This window comes from Neotamlana sedimentorum, assembly GCF_000943565.1.
Taxonomy (GTDB): Bacteria; Bacteroidota; Bacteroidia; order Flavobacteriales; family Flavobacteriaceae; genus Neotamlana; species Neotamlana sedimentorum.
In genome coordinates, this window is the sequence record NZ_JTDW01000001.1 from 314,180 (window position 1) to 329,802 (window position 15,623).

The 15,623-nt window shown below is 30.2% G+C and carries 10 protein-coding genes; 7 read left to right on the forward strand and 3 right to left on the reverse strand.

Annotated elements, in window-relative coordinates; genetic code table 11:
- The first annotated feature begins 104 nt into the window (after positions 1-104).
- Positions 105-2,354: a TonB-dependent receptor gene (locus tag PW52_RS01460; protein WP_044631138.1), complete on the forward strand. Its 2,250-nt coding sequence runs from the start codon at positions 105-107 to the stop codon at positions 2,352-2,354.
- Between the two features lie 69 nt (positions 2,355-2,423).
- Entirely contained in the window at positions 2,424-2,789 is a 366-nt protein-coding gene (locus tag PW52_RS01465) for a heavy-metal-associated domain-containing protein (protein WP_044631139.1), read from the forward strand.
- A 141-nt stretch (positions 2,790-2,930) separates the two neighbouring features.
- Here PW52_RS01465 and PW52_RS01470 read toward each other — a convergent pair whose 3' ends face one another.
- From PW52_RS01470 to PW52_RS01480, 3 genes are all read right to left on the reverse strand, one after another.
- Entirely contained in the window at positions 2,931-6,500 is a 3,570-nt protein-coding gene (locus PW52_RS01470; protein WP_082050794.1) for a caspase family protein, read from the reverse strand.
- An 85-nt stretch (positions 6,501-6,585) separates the two neighbouring features.
- Positions 6,586-7,188: a hypothetical protein gene (locus tag PW52_RS01475; protein WP_044631141.1), complete on the reverse strand. Its 603-nt coding sequence runs from the start codon at positions 7,186-7,188 to the stop codon at positions 6,586-6,588.
- Between the two features lie 92 nt (positions 7,189-7,280).
- Entirely contained in the window at positions 7,281-7,925 is a 645-nt protein-coding gene (locus PW52_RS01480) for a hypothetical protein (protein WP_044631142.1), read from the reverse strand.
- A gap of 195 nt (positions 7,926-8,120) precedes the next feature.
- Here PW52_RS01480 and PW52_RS17490 point away from each other — a divergent pair, with 195 nt between their 5' ends.
- The 5 genes from PW52_RS17490 to PW52_RS01500 all read left to right on the forward strand — a co-directional run bounded on the left by PW52_RS17490 (position 8,121) and on the right by PW52_RS01500 (position 15,538).
- Positions 8,121-8,276 (forward strand): hypothetical protein, encoded by a 156-nt coding sequence (locus PW52_RS17490; RefSeq protein WP_165586739.1) that lies wholly within the window; start codon positions 8,121-8,123, stop codon positions 8,274-8,276.
- 85 nt (positions 8,277-8,361) lie between these two features.
- Positions 8,362-10,296 carry a tetratricopeptide repeat-containing sensor histidine kinase gene (locus PW52_RS01485; protein ID WP_044631143.1) on the forward strand — a complete coding sequence of 645 codons (1,935 nt, stop codon included), beginning with the start codon at positions 8,362-8,364 and terminating at the stop codon, positions 10,294-10,296.
- A gap of 10 nt (positions 10,297-10,306) precedes the next feature.
- Positions 10,307-10,975, forward strand: coding sequence for a response regulator (locus PW52_RS01490; RefSeq protein WP_044631287.1), 669 nt, complete (start codon positions 10,307-10,309; stop codon positions 10,973-10,975).
- A gap of 92 nt (positions 10,976-11,067) precedes the next feature.
- Positions 11,068-13,608, forward strand: a complete 2,541-nt coding sequence (locus PW52_RS01495) for a T9SS type A sorting domain-containing protein (protein WP_044631144.1) — start codon at positions 11,068-11,070, stop codon at positions 13,606-13,608.
- A 196-nt stretch (positions 13,609-13,804) separates the two neighbouring features.
- Positions 13,805-15,538, forward strand: coding sequence for an FISUMP domain-containing protein (locus tag PW52_RS01500; protein ID WP_044631145.1), 1,734 nt, complete (start codon positions 13,805-13,807; stop codon positions 15,536-15,538).
- Positions 15,539-15,623 lie beyond the last annotated feature (85 nt).

Below are 15,623 nucleotides of genomic sequence, written 5' to 3' on the forward strand. Positions count from 1 at the left end.
GTGTTTTACGAAGTATGAGTAAAATGTATCGAGAAGAGGCATAAAAAAGATATAGCGCAAAGCCCGACCCCGAAGTTTCGAGGGTAACGCCCAAAAACAAATACATGAAACATTTAATATATTTATTGTTGCTTTGGCCTATGTTAAATGGAGCTCAGGATAAAATTTCTGGTACCATTTTCGAAGCTAACAACAATAACCAAAATTTACCTTTAGCTGGTGCCAATGTATACTGGTTAAATACAGAAATTGGTGCAGTTACTAACTTAGATGGCGAATTTAATTTGCCTTATAACACCAATTATAAAAAATTAGTAGTTAGTTATGTTGGCTTTAAAACGGATACGTTAACTATTAACGAACTTAAACCTATTAAACATTGGTTGCAGCCAAGCGATAATTTAGATGAAGTTACCGTGACCTCGCGTAAACAAGCGACAGCAAAATCGTTTTTAAGTGCAACTAATGTAATGACGGTGAGTAGCGACGAGCTTTTAAAAGCGGCGTGCTGTAATTTATCTGAGAGTTTTGAAACCAACCCGTCTATTGACGTGAATTTCGCCGATGCAGTTTCGGGTACCCGACAAATAAAAATGTTAGGGCTTACGAGTCCGTATATTTTAATTGCTACCGAAAATATTCCAACAGTTCGAGGAGCTTCGCAAGCTTTTGGACTAAGTTTTATTCCTGGAACTTGGGTAGAGAGTATTCAAATTACCAAAGGAGCTGGTAGCGTGGTTAATGGTTTCGAGAGTATTGCTGGCCAAATAAATGCAGAATTGGTTAAGCCAACTACCGATAATAAATTTTTTGTAAATTTTTATGGCGCTTCTAGCGAGCGTATGGAGCTTAACACACATTTTAACACCAATGTTAGCGAAAAATGGAGCACAGGTTTGTATTTACACGGTAATACGCATAACCAAAAGCATGATGTTAATAACGATGGGTTTTTAGACATGCCAGTGTATAACCAAATTAATATAATGAACCGCTGGCAATATACTAATCCGCAAAAAGGATTGGTGAGTTTTATTAATTTAAAGTTTTTAAATGATGAAAAACAGGCAGGACAAGTTGATTTTAATCCAGATACCGATAAGCTTACTACCAATTATTGGGGCAGTGAAATTGATACCAAGCGTTACGAAATTTCAGCTAAATTAGGTTATGTGAATCCGCAGGTGCCTTGGCAAAGTGTTGGTGTGCAAACGGCTTTTAGTGGGCACAAACAAGAATCGTATTACGGTTTAAATGTTTATGAAATAAACCACAACAGCTTGTATGCTAATGTTATTTATAATTCTATAATTTCGGATTCTAGACATAAAATTAAAACAGGAGTTAGCTATACTTTCGATCATTACGATGAGGTTTTAGATGTTGATAATTTAAACCCAAATTACGAACGTACAGAAAATTCGGTTGGTGCTTTTTTTGAATATAATTTCGATAATTTAGAAAAACTGAATTTAACCGCAGGTTTACGTGTAGATCATCATAATTTATTAGGTACTTTTATAACACCACGATTCCATGCGCGATATACGCCTTGGGGTAAATCGGCATTTAGAGCATCGTTTGGACGTGGTAAGCGTAGTGCTAATATTTTTGCCGAAAACCAAAGTGTTTTTGCAACATCTAGAAGTATAAATGTATTAAATAATTCGGGCGAAATTTATGGTTTAGATCCTGAGATAGCTTGGAATTATGGGGTGTCTTACCTGCAAGGTTTTAATCTTTTTGGAAGAAAAGCCGATGTAACTTTAGATTTTTATAGAACCGATTTTAAAAACCAAGTGGTTATAGATTATGAAAATCCGCAAGAAATAAATTTCTATAATTTAGAGGGGGAAAGTTATGCTAATAGCTTTCAAGTAGAAATGAATTATAATGTGTTTGAACATTTTGATGTAAGAGCGGCTTATAAATTTTATGACGTTAAAACCGATTATAGTACAGGTAAATTAGAAAAACCACTTACCCCTAAACATAGAATTTTTGCAAACGCATCTTATGAAACACATTTAAAAGACGATGGTAAACAATGGAAATTTGATGCTACTTATAATTGGTTGGGTACACAACGTTTCGCATCAACAGCAATAAACCCAACAGCATTTCAGTTAGGCGATCGTACACCAACAGTAGCAACATTAAATGCGCAAATAACAAGAGTGTTTTCTCCAAAGTTTGAAGTATATTTAGGAGGCGAAAATATAACTAATGTTAGGCAAGATAATCCGGTTTTAAGTGCAGACGATCCTTTTGGTTCGTATTTTGATACTACTTTTGTGTATGGCCCTATTTTTGGTAGTATGTATTATGCAGGATTGAGGTTTAAAGTATTGTAAAAAAATAGATTTTAAAATAAATTAATAATAATATTTTCACTTTCGCGGAAATGAAAAAGTATAAATAATATGAAAAAAATAACAGTTATAGCCATTATGCTATTGGCCACGGTAACATTTGCACAAAGTAAAAATGAACAAGCTACCATTGAGGTTGATGGTGTGTGTATGATGTGCAAAAGCCGAATAGAAAAAGCTTGCTTAGCAACTAAAGGGGTGAAAAGTGCTAATTGGAATGTAGAAACCCACGAATTAAAATTGTACTACAACGGAAAAAAAACCAATTTAGATTCTATTAAAACTAAAATAGCTTCTGTTGGTCACGATACTAAAGATATTAAAGCTACCGAAGAGCAATATTTATCGGTTCACCCATGTTGTAGGTATCGCGATGATGCTGTAAAAGATGAGCATGAAGAAGAGAAAAAGCAATAAAATCAACTGATATTTATTATTAAAAAAATGCTATCGAAACTTGCAATACTGCGTTTGGTAGCATTTTTTTGATAAATACATATTGTTAATAATGGATTAAACAAATAGGTTAATTTAGAACGAAGTACTTTTTTTGCTTAATTACCAGACTTTATAGTTGTTGTATATGTTATTAAATCTAATTAAAGGGGTGTTTTTATTTAATTCACTTTTAAACGGGTCGGCGTTATTTATTTTATCACAAAAATTTACTATTTCTTTACAAAAAGTTTGAATTGTAATTTCTTTTTTAGTTTTTATTAGGTTGGCAATAGCCATAGTAATAGCTCCATTGGTTTCTGCATTGCTTTCGTAATATTTCTTTGTTCCTTCTGAAGCAGAAATAACAGTAGTGCCATTGGTTAGTTTTAAATCTTCAAAAACAGATATCATTAGGTTTATAGCCTCTATTTCTTGTAAATTGTTAACATAATAAATTTCTCCAGAATAACACGTGTTTAGTATAAGTAGTCTGTTTCTAGATTTTGTGTTGCCTAAAAGTGTATCAAAATCGTCATATGATATGCCAGTAATGCTTATATTTTCGGCTTTTGAATTATAAGAACAATAGAAATAGTTGTTTCGGCTTCTTAGAGCATGACCTGAAACAAAAAATATAATAATATCGTTTTCTTTACTGGAAGATAAAAAACTTGAAATTTTGTTGAAATTAGTTTTAGTCACCTCATTGTCTATTAAACTTAGAGATTTAACATTAGTATTTTTTGTTTCAAAAAGCTTAATTATTTTTTTAGCATCATTGGATGAATTAGGTGTTTTGCTTAGATGTTCATATTTAGAAATCCCCAAGGAAACAATATACAAGTTAGGCTGAATAGGCTCCCCTACATACTCAACATTTATTTCCTTTTTAGCAGATGCAATTCCTTTATTATTAATTACAGATAATAGTATTTTGTTTTTTCCGTTAGATAATGTGATGGGTAATATTTTTGAATAGGTTTGCTGCATATCTAAGTTGTAATCTGCATTTTTAACTAGTACACCATTAACGCTCACTTGTAGCTCTTCGAGTTTGTATTTATTGTCAAAAGCCTTAATGTCTAGGTTTAGAATAGGATTGTTTGTTTTATTAGGAAGTGTCGCTTTATTTATAATGTTTAAGTCTGGTGCATGAAAATTTGAATCGAGTTCGAATTCTTGCATTCCAATTCGTTGTAATCTTTTTGTGTATGCTAAATTGTTTAGTTCTTTTGTTTTATATAATTTATTACTTATTGTTTCTTTAAGAGCTTCAATTACTAGGTCTGGTCTATGGTATTTAAGGTCAAATTGTTCAAAGCTATAAGCATTATTGTTTTTTAACAGTGTTACAAGCTCGTAACCTTTGCCTTTGTTTAAATAATAATTGTTAGGAAGAACAGTTATGCTACTAAGGTTATCTTTGTGGAGGTATTTTGTGTATAATTTATTTTCTAAAGATTTATGGTAGAATGATAATTCTGTATTCGTTGTAACTAAAAATGCTTTACTTTGACTAATATCGAAACCATCAAAAAAATAGTTTGTTTTTTTAATAGTTTTAGAACTTAGATTTAATAAATAATTAAAGGCTTTTCCATAGAGAATTACTTGGTCTTTATTTATAAATTTTAGTTTATAATTTCCCAAAAAACCTGGGGTTGAGATGGTGAAACTATTTAAAACCTTGAAAGAGTTAATATCTACAATTTTAGCTTCTATTAATTCGTTTTTAATTTTTTTAAATAGAAGAAAACTATTTGTTGATGGTATCATAACTGAAACACCTTGAATAGTTTTGGGTAAAGTTTGTAGTTTTTTTGTATCAATATTATAAATGAAATTTGTAAAAGGTATGTACGTTTCTGTTTGATTAACTACAGGTTGGTTGAAACCAGTAATTAAAATGCGGTTAGAGTTAGGAATAAAACTCATGTTTTGTATTGCAAAAGCAGGTACAGAAATTTCTTGAGCTTCGTTTAAAATATAATTATCTGTTTTATATAGTTTAACATTAATGTTTTGGGCATCTACTTTTGAGCCATCGTGCTTGTATGTTTTATTCATCATATTCTTCATTAAGTCATTCATTAATTTTTTATGATCTAATGGTTTGTTGGTGTTTTCTAATAGCGATGAAAATGTATTGGTTAAACTGCTGGAAATTGCTATAGCACAATAGCTTAAATCTGGACTTGTAAAATAGGGGTTGAACTGAGAGCTAGGAATTTTAATAGAGTCTGTAGGGATTAAGGAGTTAACATTCCATAATTTTAAAGTGTTATTTGTTTTTGTTAAGCCTTTGTTTGTAGAAAGGCTATATTTAAAATGAAACGGTTTGCTGGCATTACTTTCTTTAGTTCGTTTAATTGTGGTTTGGTTTTTAAAATCGAAATGTTCCAAATACATATCTCTTTTATAAACAACAGTAGAATCTGAAGTGAAAAAGGGAGCTTCTATTTTTGCGATGTTAGATTGAAATATTTCATTAGTATTATATTCATAGTTCCAAACTCTAATTTCATTTTGATTAGTAAGCGAATAATAGATTTCGTGTTTTATTGCATCTACTACCATTATAGCTATTCGAGATGATTTTTTAAGATGTGGTATTGCAAAATCTTGGGTTGAAACAACTTTATTTGTGTTTAAACTTTGTGTTAATTTCCCTGTTTTTATATCCCATACTTGGATGTTTTTATTTTCATCAGATGTTATGATGGTTTCAGAGTCGGCAATTATGGCTTCATTAAACCCAACATTGTGACTTAATAGGTTAATTGTTTTTTCGGTTTTTGCATTAAATAATTCTAGATAAACTTTATGGTTTGGGTTAATATTAATATCTGTATTACCTTTTCTTTTTGAAGATGAATACATTTGCATGTATTTACAATTTACAAATAATCCATGCTCCAAGTTCCACCCTGGAGAAGCTATTTTATGCCCTAATTGAGCATACGCTTGAAGCATTATTGTAGTGTTGAAATAAAAGGAATTAGAACCAATTGTTTGTATAGGTTTAAAAGATTCTAGGCTCCATTGTTGATAGGTAATTGGTTTGTTTGAAGAAAAATCATTACCCGAAAATATAAAGAAAGATTTGTCATCATTAGAAAATTCGAAGTCTTTTATACTATTATTGATTGGAAGATTAGTATTTATATGTTTTAATAAATTAAAATTGTTGTTAACAATATTGTAAATATCAATCTCGTTTGATTTATAGATTATTGAAATTTTCCCCCCATTTTTATTAAATTTCACTTTAGTAAAGGCATCAATTGGGCTTGTTGGTTTATGGTAAATTTCAAATAAGGGATCATTATTACTTAAATTAAAAAGTTTTATAAAGTTACTTTGTTTATTTTTTTTAGATGTTTTTATAATAGAATAGATATTTCCAGTATAATTAATTTCAAAGTTTGTTATAGTATCATCTAGTTGTTTTTTAAGTATGATTCTTCTAGAATTGGTGTCCCAAATTTCTAATTGATTACCAGAAATTATAATAATTTTAGATTTGTCGCCGCTTAACTTATAGTTTACACCAAAATTATTTGGTTTGTTCAATGTTTTTGAGAGTGGTTTTTGAGCAGTAAAAATGTCTTGATTTTGCGTATATACGGTAAATGGAAGAATAAAAGCAAAGAGCATAGACAAATAAGGCAAAACATTCAGATTAATCATTATTCCTATATTTTTAAATGAATAATTTAAAGTATTAAAAGTAATAGCTTATTGTTTGCGATAAATCGCAATTTGTTAAGGTCGCTTATATTTCAATCATAAAAGGTTCGGATTGTATCGTTTGGTTATTTGTAAAAATAAAATTGATATGCAGAAGTACCTTTGTTTTCTCAAAACTACCATTCCAAAACCCTGCCGGGAAAAACCTTAAATTTAAAGCTAATCCGCCATCTTTTGCAGCATGAGCTTGGTTTAGTTGTATAGTTTGTGTTTGACGTGTTTTTGTTATATCGATAAAAAGCTTTTCTTTTTCATCTTGTTTATGGTTAAAATAATTTTTATCAATATTAAGAGGGATTTTAGAATTGTAAATATATACCGACACTTCTTTAATGTGATATATGGCATTGTTTTTTTGCAATTCGAAAGCAAAACGTAATTCTGGTGCAGTTTGTATGTACTTTGCGTAGCATATTTTTAATTTATCTTCAACCTTATCCTTCGCTTCTAATTTAGAAACTTGTATTTCACATGATTTACAAAATGAAATTAAATTTTGGTTAGGCGAAAATTCAAAACTTTTAATTGTTAAAGGAAGTTGTTCATATAAACTATCGGGTGTTATGTGGGTTTTAAATATTTCTTGTTTATATAATTTTAATTCATAGTAATCGGAGTGTAATTCCATATCAAGGAATTTGATTTTTGGATTTTCTTGTGAATTGATATTTTGAAATAAAAAGACGGAGATTACGATTATAAAATTTAATTTCATATTGTTTATATTTTTGATAAGGTAATTTTAGGCATCGATCTCCAAAAGGGTTTCACGTGTATTCTTTCTGCTCCAGGATATTCCTGGTTGAAATCTTCAATGTCATGAAAATATAAATCAGATTCCCCAATCATTAACCATATAACTAGAGTGTGGTGGTTTTCTTTAGTTAATATCCCCAGTTTTTTATTGTTGTTGTTTTTAACAGAGTAAAGTATAATGTCTTTGTTTTGGTTAGTTATAATGGTAACTTTTCTATACGTAGCTAAAAATAGCGAAGCAGAAATGCTAATAATTATTAATGCAGAAATTAATACTTTTTTTAAGAGACTTGCTCTGTTAGTTGCAGGTTCAACTCCTTTATTTAAAGATGTTTTTCTTTTTTTTATAAAATCAGAAAAATTTTCATAACCTAAATAAATACATAGGTAATCAATAGTTTCCTGTTTTGGAACGCCCCTTTTTTTTCCTAAAACATATTTTTCATAAGCTCTTTCAATAGTTTTGTAAGTCACACTATTAATAGTTGGATCTTCATCAAAAGCTTCAGAAATTTTTATACAAATTGCTTGTTTTGTTGGCTGTACAATTGTTTTTTCTGCTTTTAAAAAAGCTAATTCTATAATTTCTTTTAAAATAATATCATTCATATTAGTAAAAATACAAATTATTTAACAGCGGTAAAGCCTTGTTAATATTAGTGTCTTTAACATTTCCTTTACAAGTCCTAATGGTGACTTTGGGGTGTTTGTAACATTTGCTTGATTTGTTATGTAATTACTCTGCAACATAGTGTTGCAAAAATGTGAGGCCTCTCATTTTAATAACCTTTAAAAGTTTAAAAAATGAGAAATCTAAAAAAAGTAGTATTAATGTTAGTTGTAATAGTGAGTGCTAGCCTTGTGTCGTGCACCAAAACAGATTTAGAAGATTCATCCAATGATCAAGAGTTATTTTCAATTGATGAAGTACAAGAAAAAGCGCAACCTAATGGTGTTTAATTTTTCTTAATAATTTGATAGCTACATCAAGGATTATGTAGCTATCTTTTTTATCTTTATTTTTTTGTTTAAAAACTTTAAGTTTATGGTTTTCAGGTTTTTATTTGTGTTGCTTTTTGTTTTGGTTTCAAATTGTTCTAATACTGAATTCAAGGAGGAAATAAATAAAGATAAAGATGTTTTGGAGGTTGAGATGTTGTACTCAATTTCGAAAAACAAGAAGAAGAAATTAAATTTAAGATTAAACGCGATAAATAGTGCGTATAAAATTCTTAAAAATAAAGAAATAGACAGTGTTCTTTCTAAGGTGTTGTATCAGAAAGCGCTATTACATTACTCAAACAAGGAATATGACAGCATGTTATATTTTAATGATATACTTATTAATAGCTCTAAATTTAAAAACGAGCATTATTACCTTGGAAATGCAAACTTTTTAAACGCCTTTTATTTTGATGATATAAAATATGTGCCAGAACGTGCTTTTTATTTCTACAATCAAGCTAAAAATCATTTTAAAAGAATTAGCGATAGTAGCGAAGTAGGCAAGTGCTTACTTAACTTAGCTTATTTACAAAACAATAGTAACGACTATTTTGGTAGTAAAGAAAGTGTTACTCAAGCACTACAGTATTTAAATGCAGATAAAGATAAAAGCAATTTTACATCTGCGTATAACGTGCTAGCAATAAGCAATAAAGAGCTTTTAAATTATAACGAAGCTATTAAATATTATAAAAAGGCAATTGCACTTACTAACAGCGAAATGAGTAAGTTGAATTATAAAATTAACATTTCTGTCGTACATACCGCTAATAAAAAATATAGCGAAGCTATTAAGCTGTTAAAAAGCCTTAAAAATGATACGCTTTTATTGACCTCACCTTTAAAAAAAGCAAGAGTTATAGATCATTTAGCCTATAATGAATGGTTAAAAGATTCAATTAATACCAGTAAAGATTTATTTGCAGCTTTGGAAATAAGAGAAAAATATAATATCCCAACAGCTTTAATACCCAGTTACAAACATCTTGGAGAGTTTTTTATTAAGAAAAATAAAGCTAAAGCTAGCGAATATTTAGAAAAAGCAATTGAGGTCTCAAAATTAGTAAAATACCCAAAAGGAGAACTAGAAGCCTTAAGATTATTAATGGAATTGAAACCTAATAATGTTGCGTTAAAAAATCGTTACATATACTTAAGCGATAGTTTAAAACGACAAGAGCTAAATGTAAAAACACAATTTGCACATATAAAATACCAAGATCAGCAAAAAACAGAACAATTATTACAGCAAACTAACCTAGCAAAACAACGTGAAATAGCTCTTTTAAAAGAAAAAGAGCAAAAAAACATTTTCATTTTTGCAGGAATAATATTCTTGCTCATTACTCTATTTTATTTAAAATTTCAAAGCGTTAAATATAAAAACGATAAAATAGAAAGTGTTTATAAAACGCGAGAAGCCTTATCTAAAACCATACACGACGAAGTTGCAAACGAAATTAATTTGCTAACTAATTATGTCGAAAATCATTCAAACTCTCCCATGTCATCAGGAGAAAACCTGTTGAGCAATAAATTAAATAATATTTATCAACGCGCAAGAAATATATCTGCGAGCAATAATAAAATAGATTTTTCGAACTTTAAAGAAGAGTTAAATAACCTACTTGTACAATATAATCCTACAAACATTCAGCTAATAACCAATTTAGTAGAATTTGAATGGCAAAGTATAGCTAATTATAAAAAAGGAGAAATTTACTTGGTATTGCAAGAACTTCTAGTAAATGCTAAAAAACACAGTAATGCAAGTATAATAACCTTAATATTAGGCGATAATAATAAACAGCGCACAATTACGTATAATGATAACGGTGATGGAGCAGATTTAAATAAAGAAAGATTAAATGGTTTGAAAAATGCGGAAAATCGCATAAAAAACATAAAAGGTGTTTTTAATTTTGAAACTAGTCCTGGAAAAGGTTTCCAAGCAACAATTGTTTTTAAAAAATAAAAGACCAATTATGTTTCGAAAAATTTTAGTAGTTGAAGATCAGCAGAGTATCGGTAAAGGACTTCAAGCTATATTACAAGAAAAAACCAATGCGAATGTAGAAACCTCAAGTTATTGTGATGATGCTTATTTAAAATTAAAAGCAGCATTAAAAACGAATAAAGCTTTCGATTTATTAATAACAGACTTGTCTTTTCAAGATGATTTTTTAAAAGGCAAAATAGCCAACGGAGAAAAATTAATAGCTAAAGTAAAAGCATTACAGCCAAATCTTAAAATTGTTGTTTTTTCTATAGAAAATAATGTTGGTAAAATTAAAAGGTTGGTAAACGATGCTGGTGTTGATGCTTTTGTTGCTAAGGGAAGAAGGGAGATAGATGAAATAGGAAGAGCTATGCAAGCTATTTATAAAGATGAAAAGTATTATTCAAAAAGCATAAAAACACTACTTAATAATTCTGAAAATATTACCGAAGTTACTAAAAACGATATTTTAATTTTAAATTTATTAGCCAATGGCTTAAAGCAAAACGAACTTCCTGCATATTTTAAAGAGCATAATATTCCTTCTGGAAGTAAACGTACAATTGAAAGCAAAATTGAACGACTTAAAACAATCCTAAATGCCCAAACCGTACCTCATCTTATCAATATTTCAAAAAACCTAGGCTTAATTTAATTTTATGTAAAAAATTGATTTTCTGCGGTTTATCGCAATGTGATTTGGGTTGTTTAATCTAATTTAGATAGCAAACTTTAAAGCTATTAACAATGAAAATTAAACAACTACTTTTTATCACATTATTTTTAATTACAATTAGAGCAACAGCTCAAGATTATGCTCAAATTCCTTTTTTTGATAATTTCGATACAGGAACCTTAAACTCAAATTGGGTAGCCACCCCAGATACTGCTAATAACGGTTTTATAGATCTGCATGTTGGGTCAGGTATAGACGGCAGCTTCGGTTTAAGACTAGGCAAAACATCCGATGCAGGAGATTATGCTACTAATTATGCAGACTTACATTTAAATTTAGAAAATAAAAAGGATGTATTTCTTTCCTTTTCAATTAAAAGTTATTATGAAGAAAGTCATTTTCAGGATGGCATATATTTTAGTGACGATGGAGGAGCAACTTTTTTAAAAGTTTATGCGTTTAATGCTGAAGATTGGTGTAATAACATTTGGGGGGAATTTCCTCCATTTAATATTGATGAACTAGCAGGATCGGTTGGGTTAAATTTAACAAACCAATTTGTTATTCGATTTCAGCAATATGATAATGCAGATTTTTCTACTGCAAATGACGAAGACGGATTTATTTTTGATAATGTTAGTGTGAAATCTAAACCTATTGTATATGCTAGTCTTCCTTTTGAAGATGATTTCGATATCGGTACAGGGGTCTTAGGAGATAGCTGGTTATGGGCACATGCAGACAAAACAGTTGCTCCTTTAACAGGTACGGTAATGCCTACAGGTAGAGTTGGGATTACAAACGGCTTTGGTACCGATAATTCTTTTGGGGTAGCAATGGGAAATTGGTGTGATGGAAGTTTAACAGCTAACGCTCTAGATTTGCACTTAAATCTTGAAAACCAAACGGATGTATTTCTTTCCTTTTCTATTCGGAGTTTTGCTGAAGAAAGTCATTTTCAGGATGGTTTATTTTTAAGTGATGATGGTGGATTAACATTTCAAAAAGCTTTTGAGTTTACTGCGGAAGATTGGTGTAATAATACTTGGGGAGAATTTCCTCCATTTAATATCGGTGAATTGGCAGCATCTGTTGGTCTTAATTTAACAAATCAGTTTGTCATCCGATTCCAGCAATATGATAATGCAGATTTTTCTACTGCAAATGACGAAGACGGTTTTATTTTAGACAATATAAGTGTAAAATCTCGTCCTATCGTTTATGCTAGTCTTCCTTTTGAAGATGATTTCGATATCGGTACAGGGATTTTAGGAGATAGCTGGTCTTGGGTACATGCAGACAAAACGGTTGCCCCGTTAACTGGTGCCGTAATGCCAACAGGTCGTGTTGATATTGCTGGTGGTCAAGGTACCGATAGTTCATTTGGGCTAATGATGGGAAATAAATGTGACGGTAATTACGTTGCAAATGCGTTAGACTTACATTTAAATTTAGAAAATCAAACTGATGTTTTTCTTTCCTTTTCTATTCGGGATTATGGTGAAGAAAGTCATTTTCAGGATGGTTTGTTTTTAAGTGATGATGGTGGTTTAACATTTCTAAAAGCTTTTGAGTTTACAGCGGCAGATTGGTGTAATGACACTTGGGGAGAATTTCCTCCATTTAATATTGATGAACTAGCGGCATCGGTTGGGCTTAGTTTAACAAATCAGTTTGTTATTAGATTTCAGCAATATGATAATGCGGATTTTTCTACTGCAAATGACGAAGACGGTTTTGTTTTAGATAATGTTAGTGTAAAATCTCGCGCTATAGTTTATGCAGGTCTTCCTTATGAAGAAAATTTCGATGATGGTACCCTAGAGTTAAGTGAAAGTTTGGCTTGGACTAATGCAGATGATACGGTTTTTCCAATTACAGATACAAATAAACCAACTGGCTATGTCGCCATTACAAATGCTTCTGGAACAAACAGTTCTTTTGGTTTGCAAATGGGTAAAATATGTGATGATGGCTTTACAGCAAATGCTTTAGATGTCCATTTAAATTTAGAAAACTATGAAGATGTAACTTTTTCTTTTTCAATAAGACCTTACCACGAAGAATCTCAACCCGCACAAGATGCTATATTTTTTAGTAATGATGGCGGCATAAGTTTTGAAAGCATTTATCAATTTGATTTTAATACAATGGCAAATAATACTTGGGACACTGTCAATTTAGATTTAGATGATTTGGTTAGCGCTAAAGGTTTATCTTTTTCTAGTGAATCTATTGTTAGGTTTCAACAATATGATAACGCTGATTTTAGTACGGCAAATGATGAAGATGGAATTATTTTAGATAACCTAAATGTAACAGGTACAGTGCTAAGCACTGAGGATTTATTGTTAGAACAATCGAAATTTTTAGTATACCCTAATCCAATTACTAGTAGTAAAATTAATATGGTTTTACCTAATAATGTATCTAATGAGACTGTCGAAATTCAATTATTCAGTTTAAGAGGAGAGCTAATTTTTAAGGAAAATACAATAGCACAGAAGCAAATGACTTTAGCTCTACCAAAACAAAACCTATCTGGAGTATATTTTCTAAATATTAAAGGATACAATTTTAATTCAACCCAAAAAGTAGTTTTCTCAAAATAAAGAATCTTAATTAGGATGTATAGTTCAAATTTTTCTTAAAGTTAAAAGTAAAAAGCTTTTCAATAAAATTGATAAGTGGTTTTTAAGGTTATTTGAATTTTTTAAGAAAAAGGATAGGCTTGTGGAATCCCGCAAGCCTTTTTTTGAGTTTTCCAATAAGTTTATGATAACCAATTAATTAAAAAAAAGAATTGTTATGAGAACATTTGTTTTATTATTCATATTAGTGTTTTTTTTATCGGTTAAAAACCTTCAGGCCCAAAAACCAGAATTTAGACAGGCTCAATTGGCTGTAAAAAAAGAAAGAGATTTTGATGCCGCTTATTATGCAGCAAAGGCTCTAACTTATAGCGAACCATCGAAAAGAGTGTTAAAGAAATCGCATGAAATATTATCCGAATATATTTTAAAGGGCTTTAGTTATAAAGAAAAAGAAATCAATGAACTGCAAAAAAGTATGGACACCTTTAATCGTGTTACTTCCGTTAAAAATGCTTCAAAAATTGTTGGCTATTACAAAAACTTAATTGATTATGTCAAGGTGTTAAATAGTCTTTCAAAAGAAAGGTTAGTGCCACCAAAAAAAGGAGAAACCATAATTGTTCCAGAAAGAGATTATTCAGAAGCTTTGGTACAGTCACAGTTAGTGTTAAAGGAAGTCGAAAAAAGAGCTTCAGCAGATTATTTGAATGAAGCTAGGGAAAAATCGAATTCGTCAAATCAAATGGAATTAAAATCTGCATATAGTTGTTATCAGAGTGCTTTAATATTAGATGCCACTTTAGGTGAAAAAGTAAAGAACGAAAAAAAAGTGGTTGGCGATAAAATTGGAGAACTTATTTTAGACGAGTCAACTAGTATGTTTAATAATGCTTCAAACTTTACCGAGAAAGAAAATGCGATTTTTTTATTAAATGATGCTTTAAAATATTCTAGTGCTCCTATTCTTAACACCACGAAAACTGAATTTTCGAATAGTTTATGCGATACCTATTATGAGAAGGCTAAGTTGTTGTTAAATGATAATTTTGAAAATAATAAAGAATCAAATTCTATTAATGACATCAATAATAATGAGGTTAAAGGAATACAGATTTCCGTCGATAAAAATAAACTGTTAGAAGCGCTTACAGGCACAGGAAATGGCGGTAGTTCTAAAATAACTTCAACCTCTAGTAAGGTTTCAAAACAGCAAGAAGCTCAGTCAAATAGTGTGTCTAATAGTCATGTAGCACTTGTTTTTCTTGAAAAAATTAAAAAAATAAACCCGAATTATAAAGATGCTAATACATTATTGTCAAAAGCGAAAAAAGGTACCTTTTTAATAGATTTTAGAGATAATAAAAAGTATTCAACGGCCAAAATAGGTGATAAAATATGGATGACTTCCAATTTAGATTTTAATGCATCAGGATCGGAATATAGAACTTATTGTAAAGATGGAAAAGTTATTGAAAGGAAAGAATACGGTAGGTATTACAATTGGTATACTGTAATGAATGGTTCAAGGAGTGAAGGTGCTCAAGGAATTTGTCCTACCGGATGGCGTGTGCCAACAATAAATGATTTTAAAATTTTACAAAGCCAAATTCTAAATAGCCATTATTTTAGTTTGTTTAATGTTCAATTTGGGTCAAGTAATATAAAGCCTTATCCAACCGACGATCCATGTACAAAATGGTCTAGTTTTAATATAGGATACTATTGGACATCTACTCCAAATACTGGAAAAAATGGAAACACTGGAGCAACTTTAAAATCGGCTGCTTATGCGGCGTTTTCTTATAGTGCAAATCCATCGCCAAGGTCATATTCTACAAGGTATACCGATGGAGAATATTTTAACGAACATGAAAATACTAGAAAGCTACTTTATAATTGCAGATGTGTAAAAGATGTCGATGATTCTTTACTCGACGATTTTAATTAAAAATTAAAAACGCTTCCCAAAATATTGAGAAGCGTTTTTCTATTTGAATCATTAGGTGTCTTTTCCATACCGATTAAGACTAATG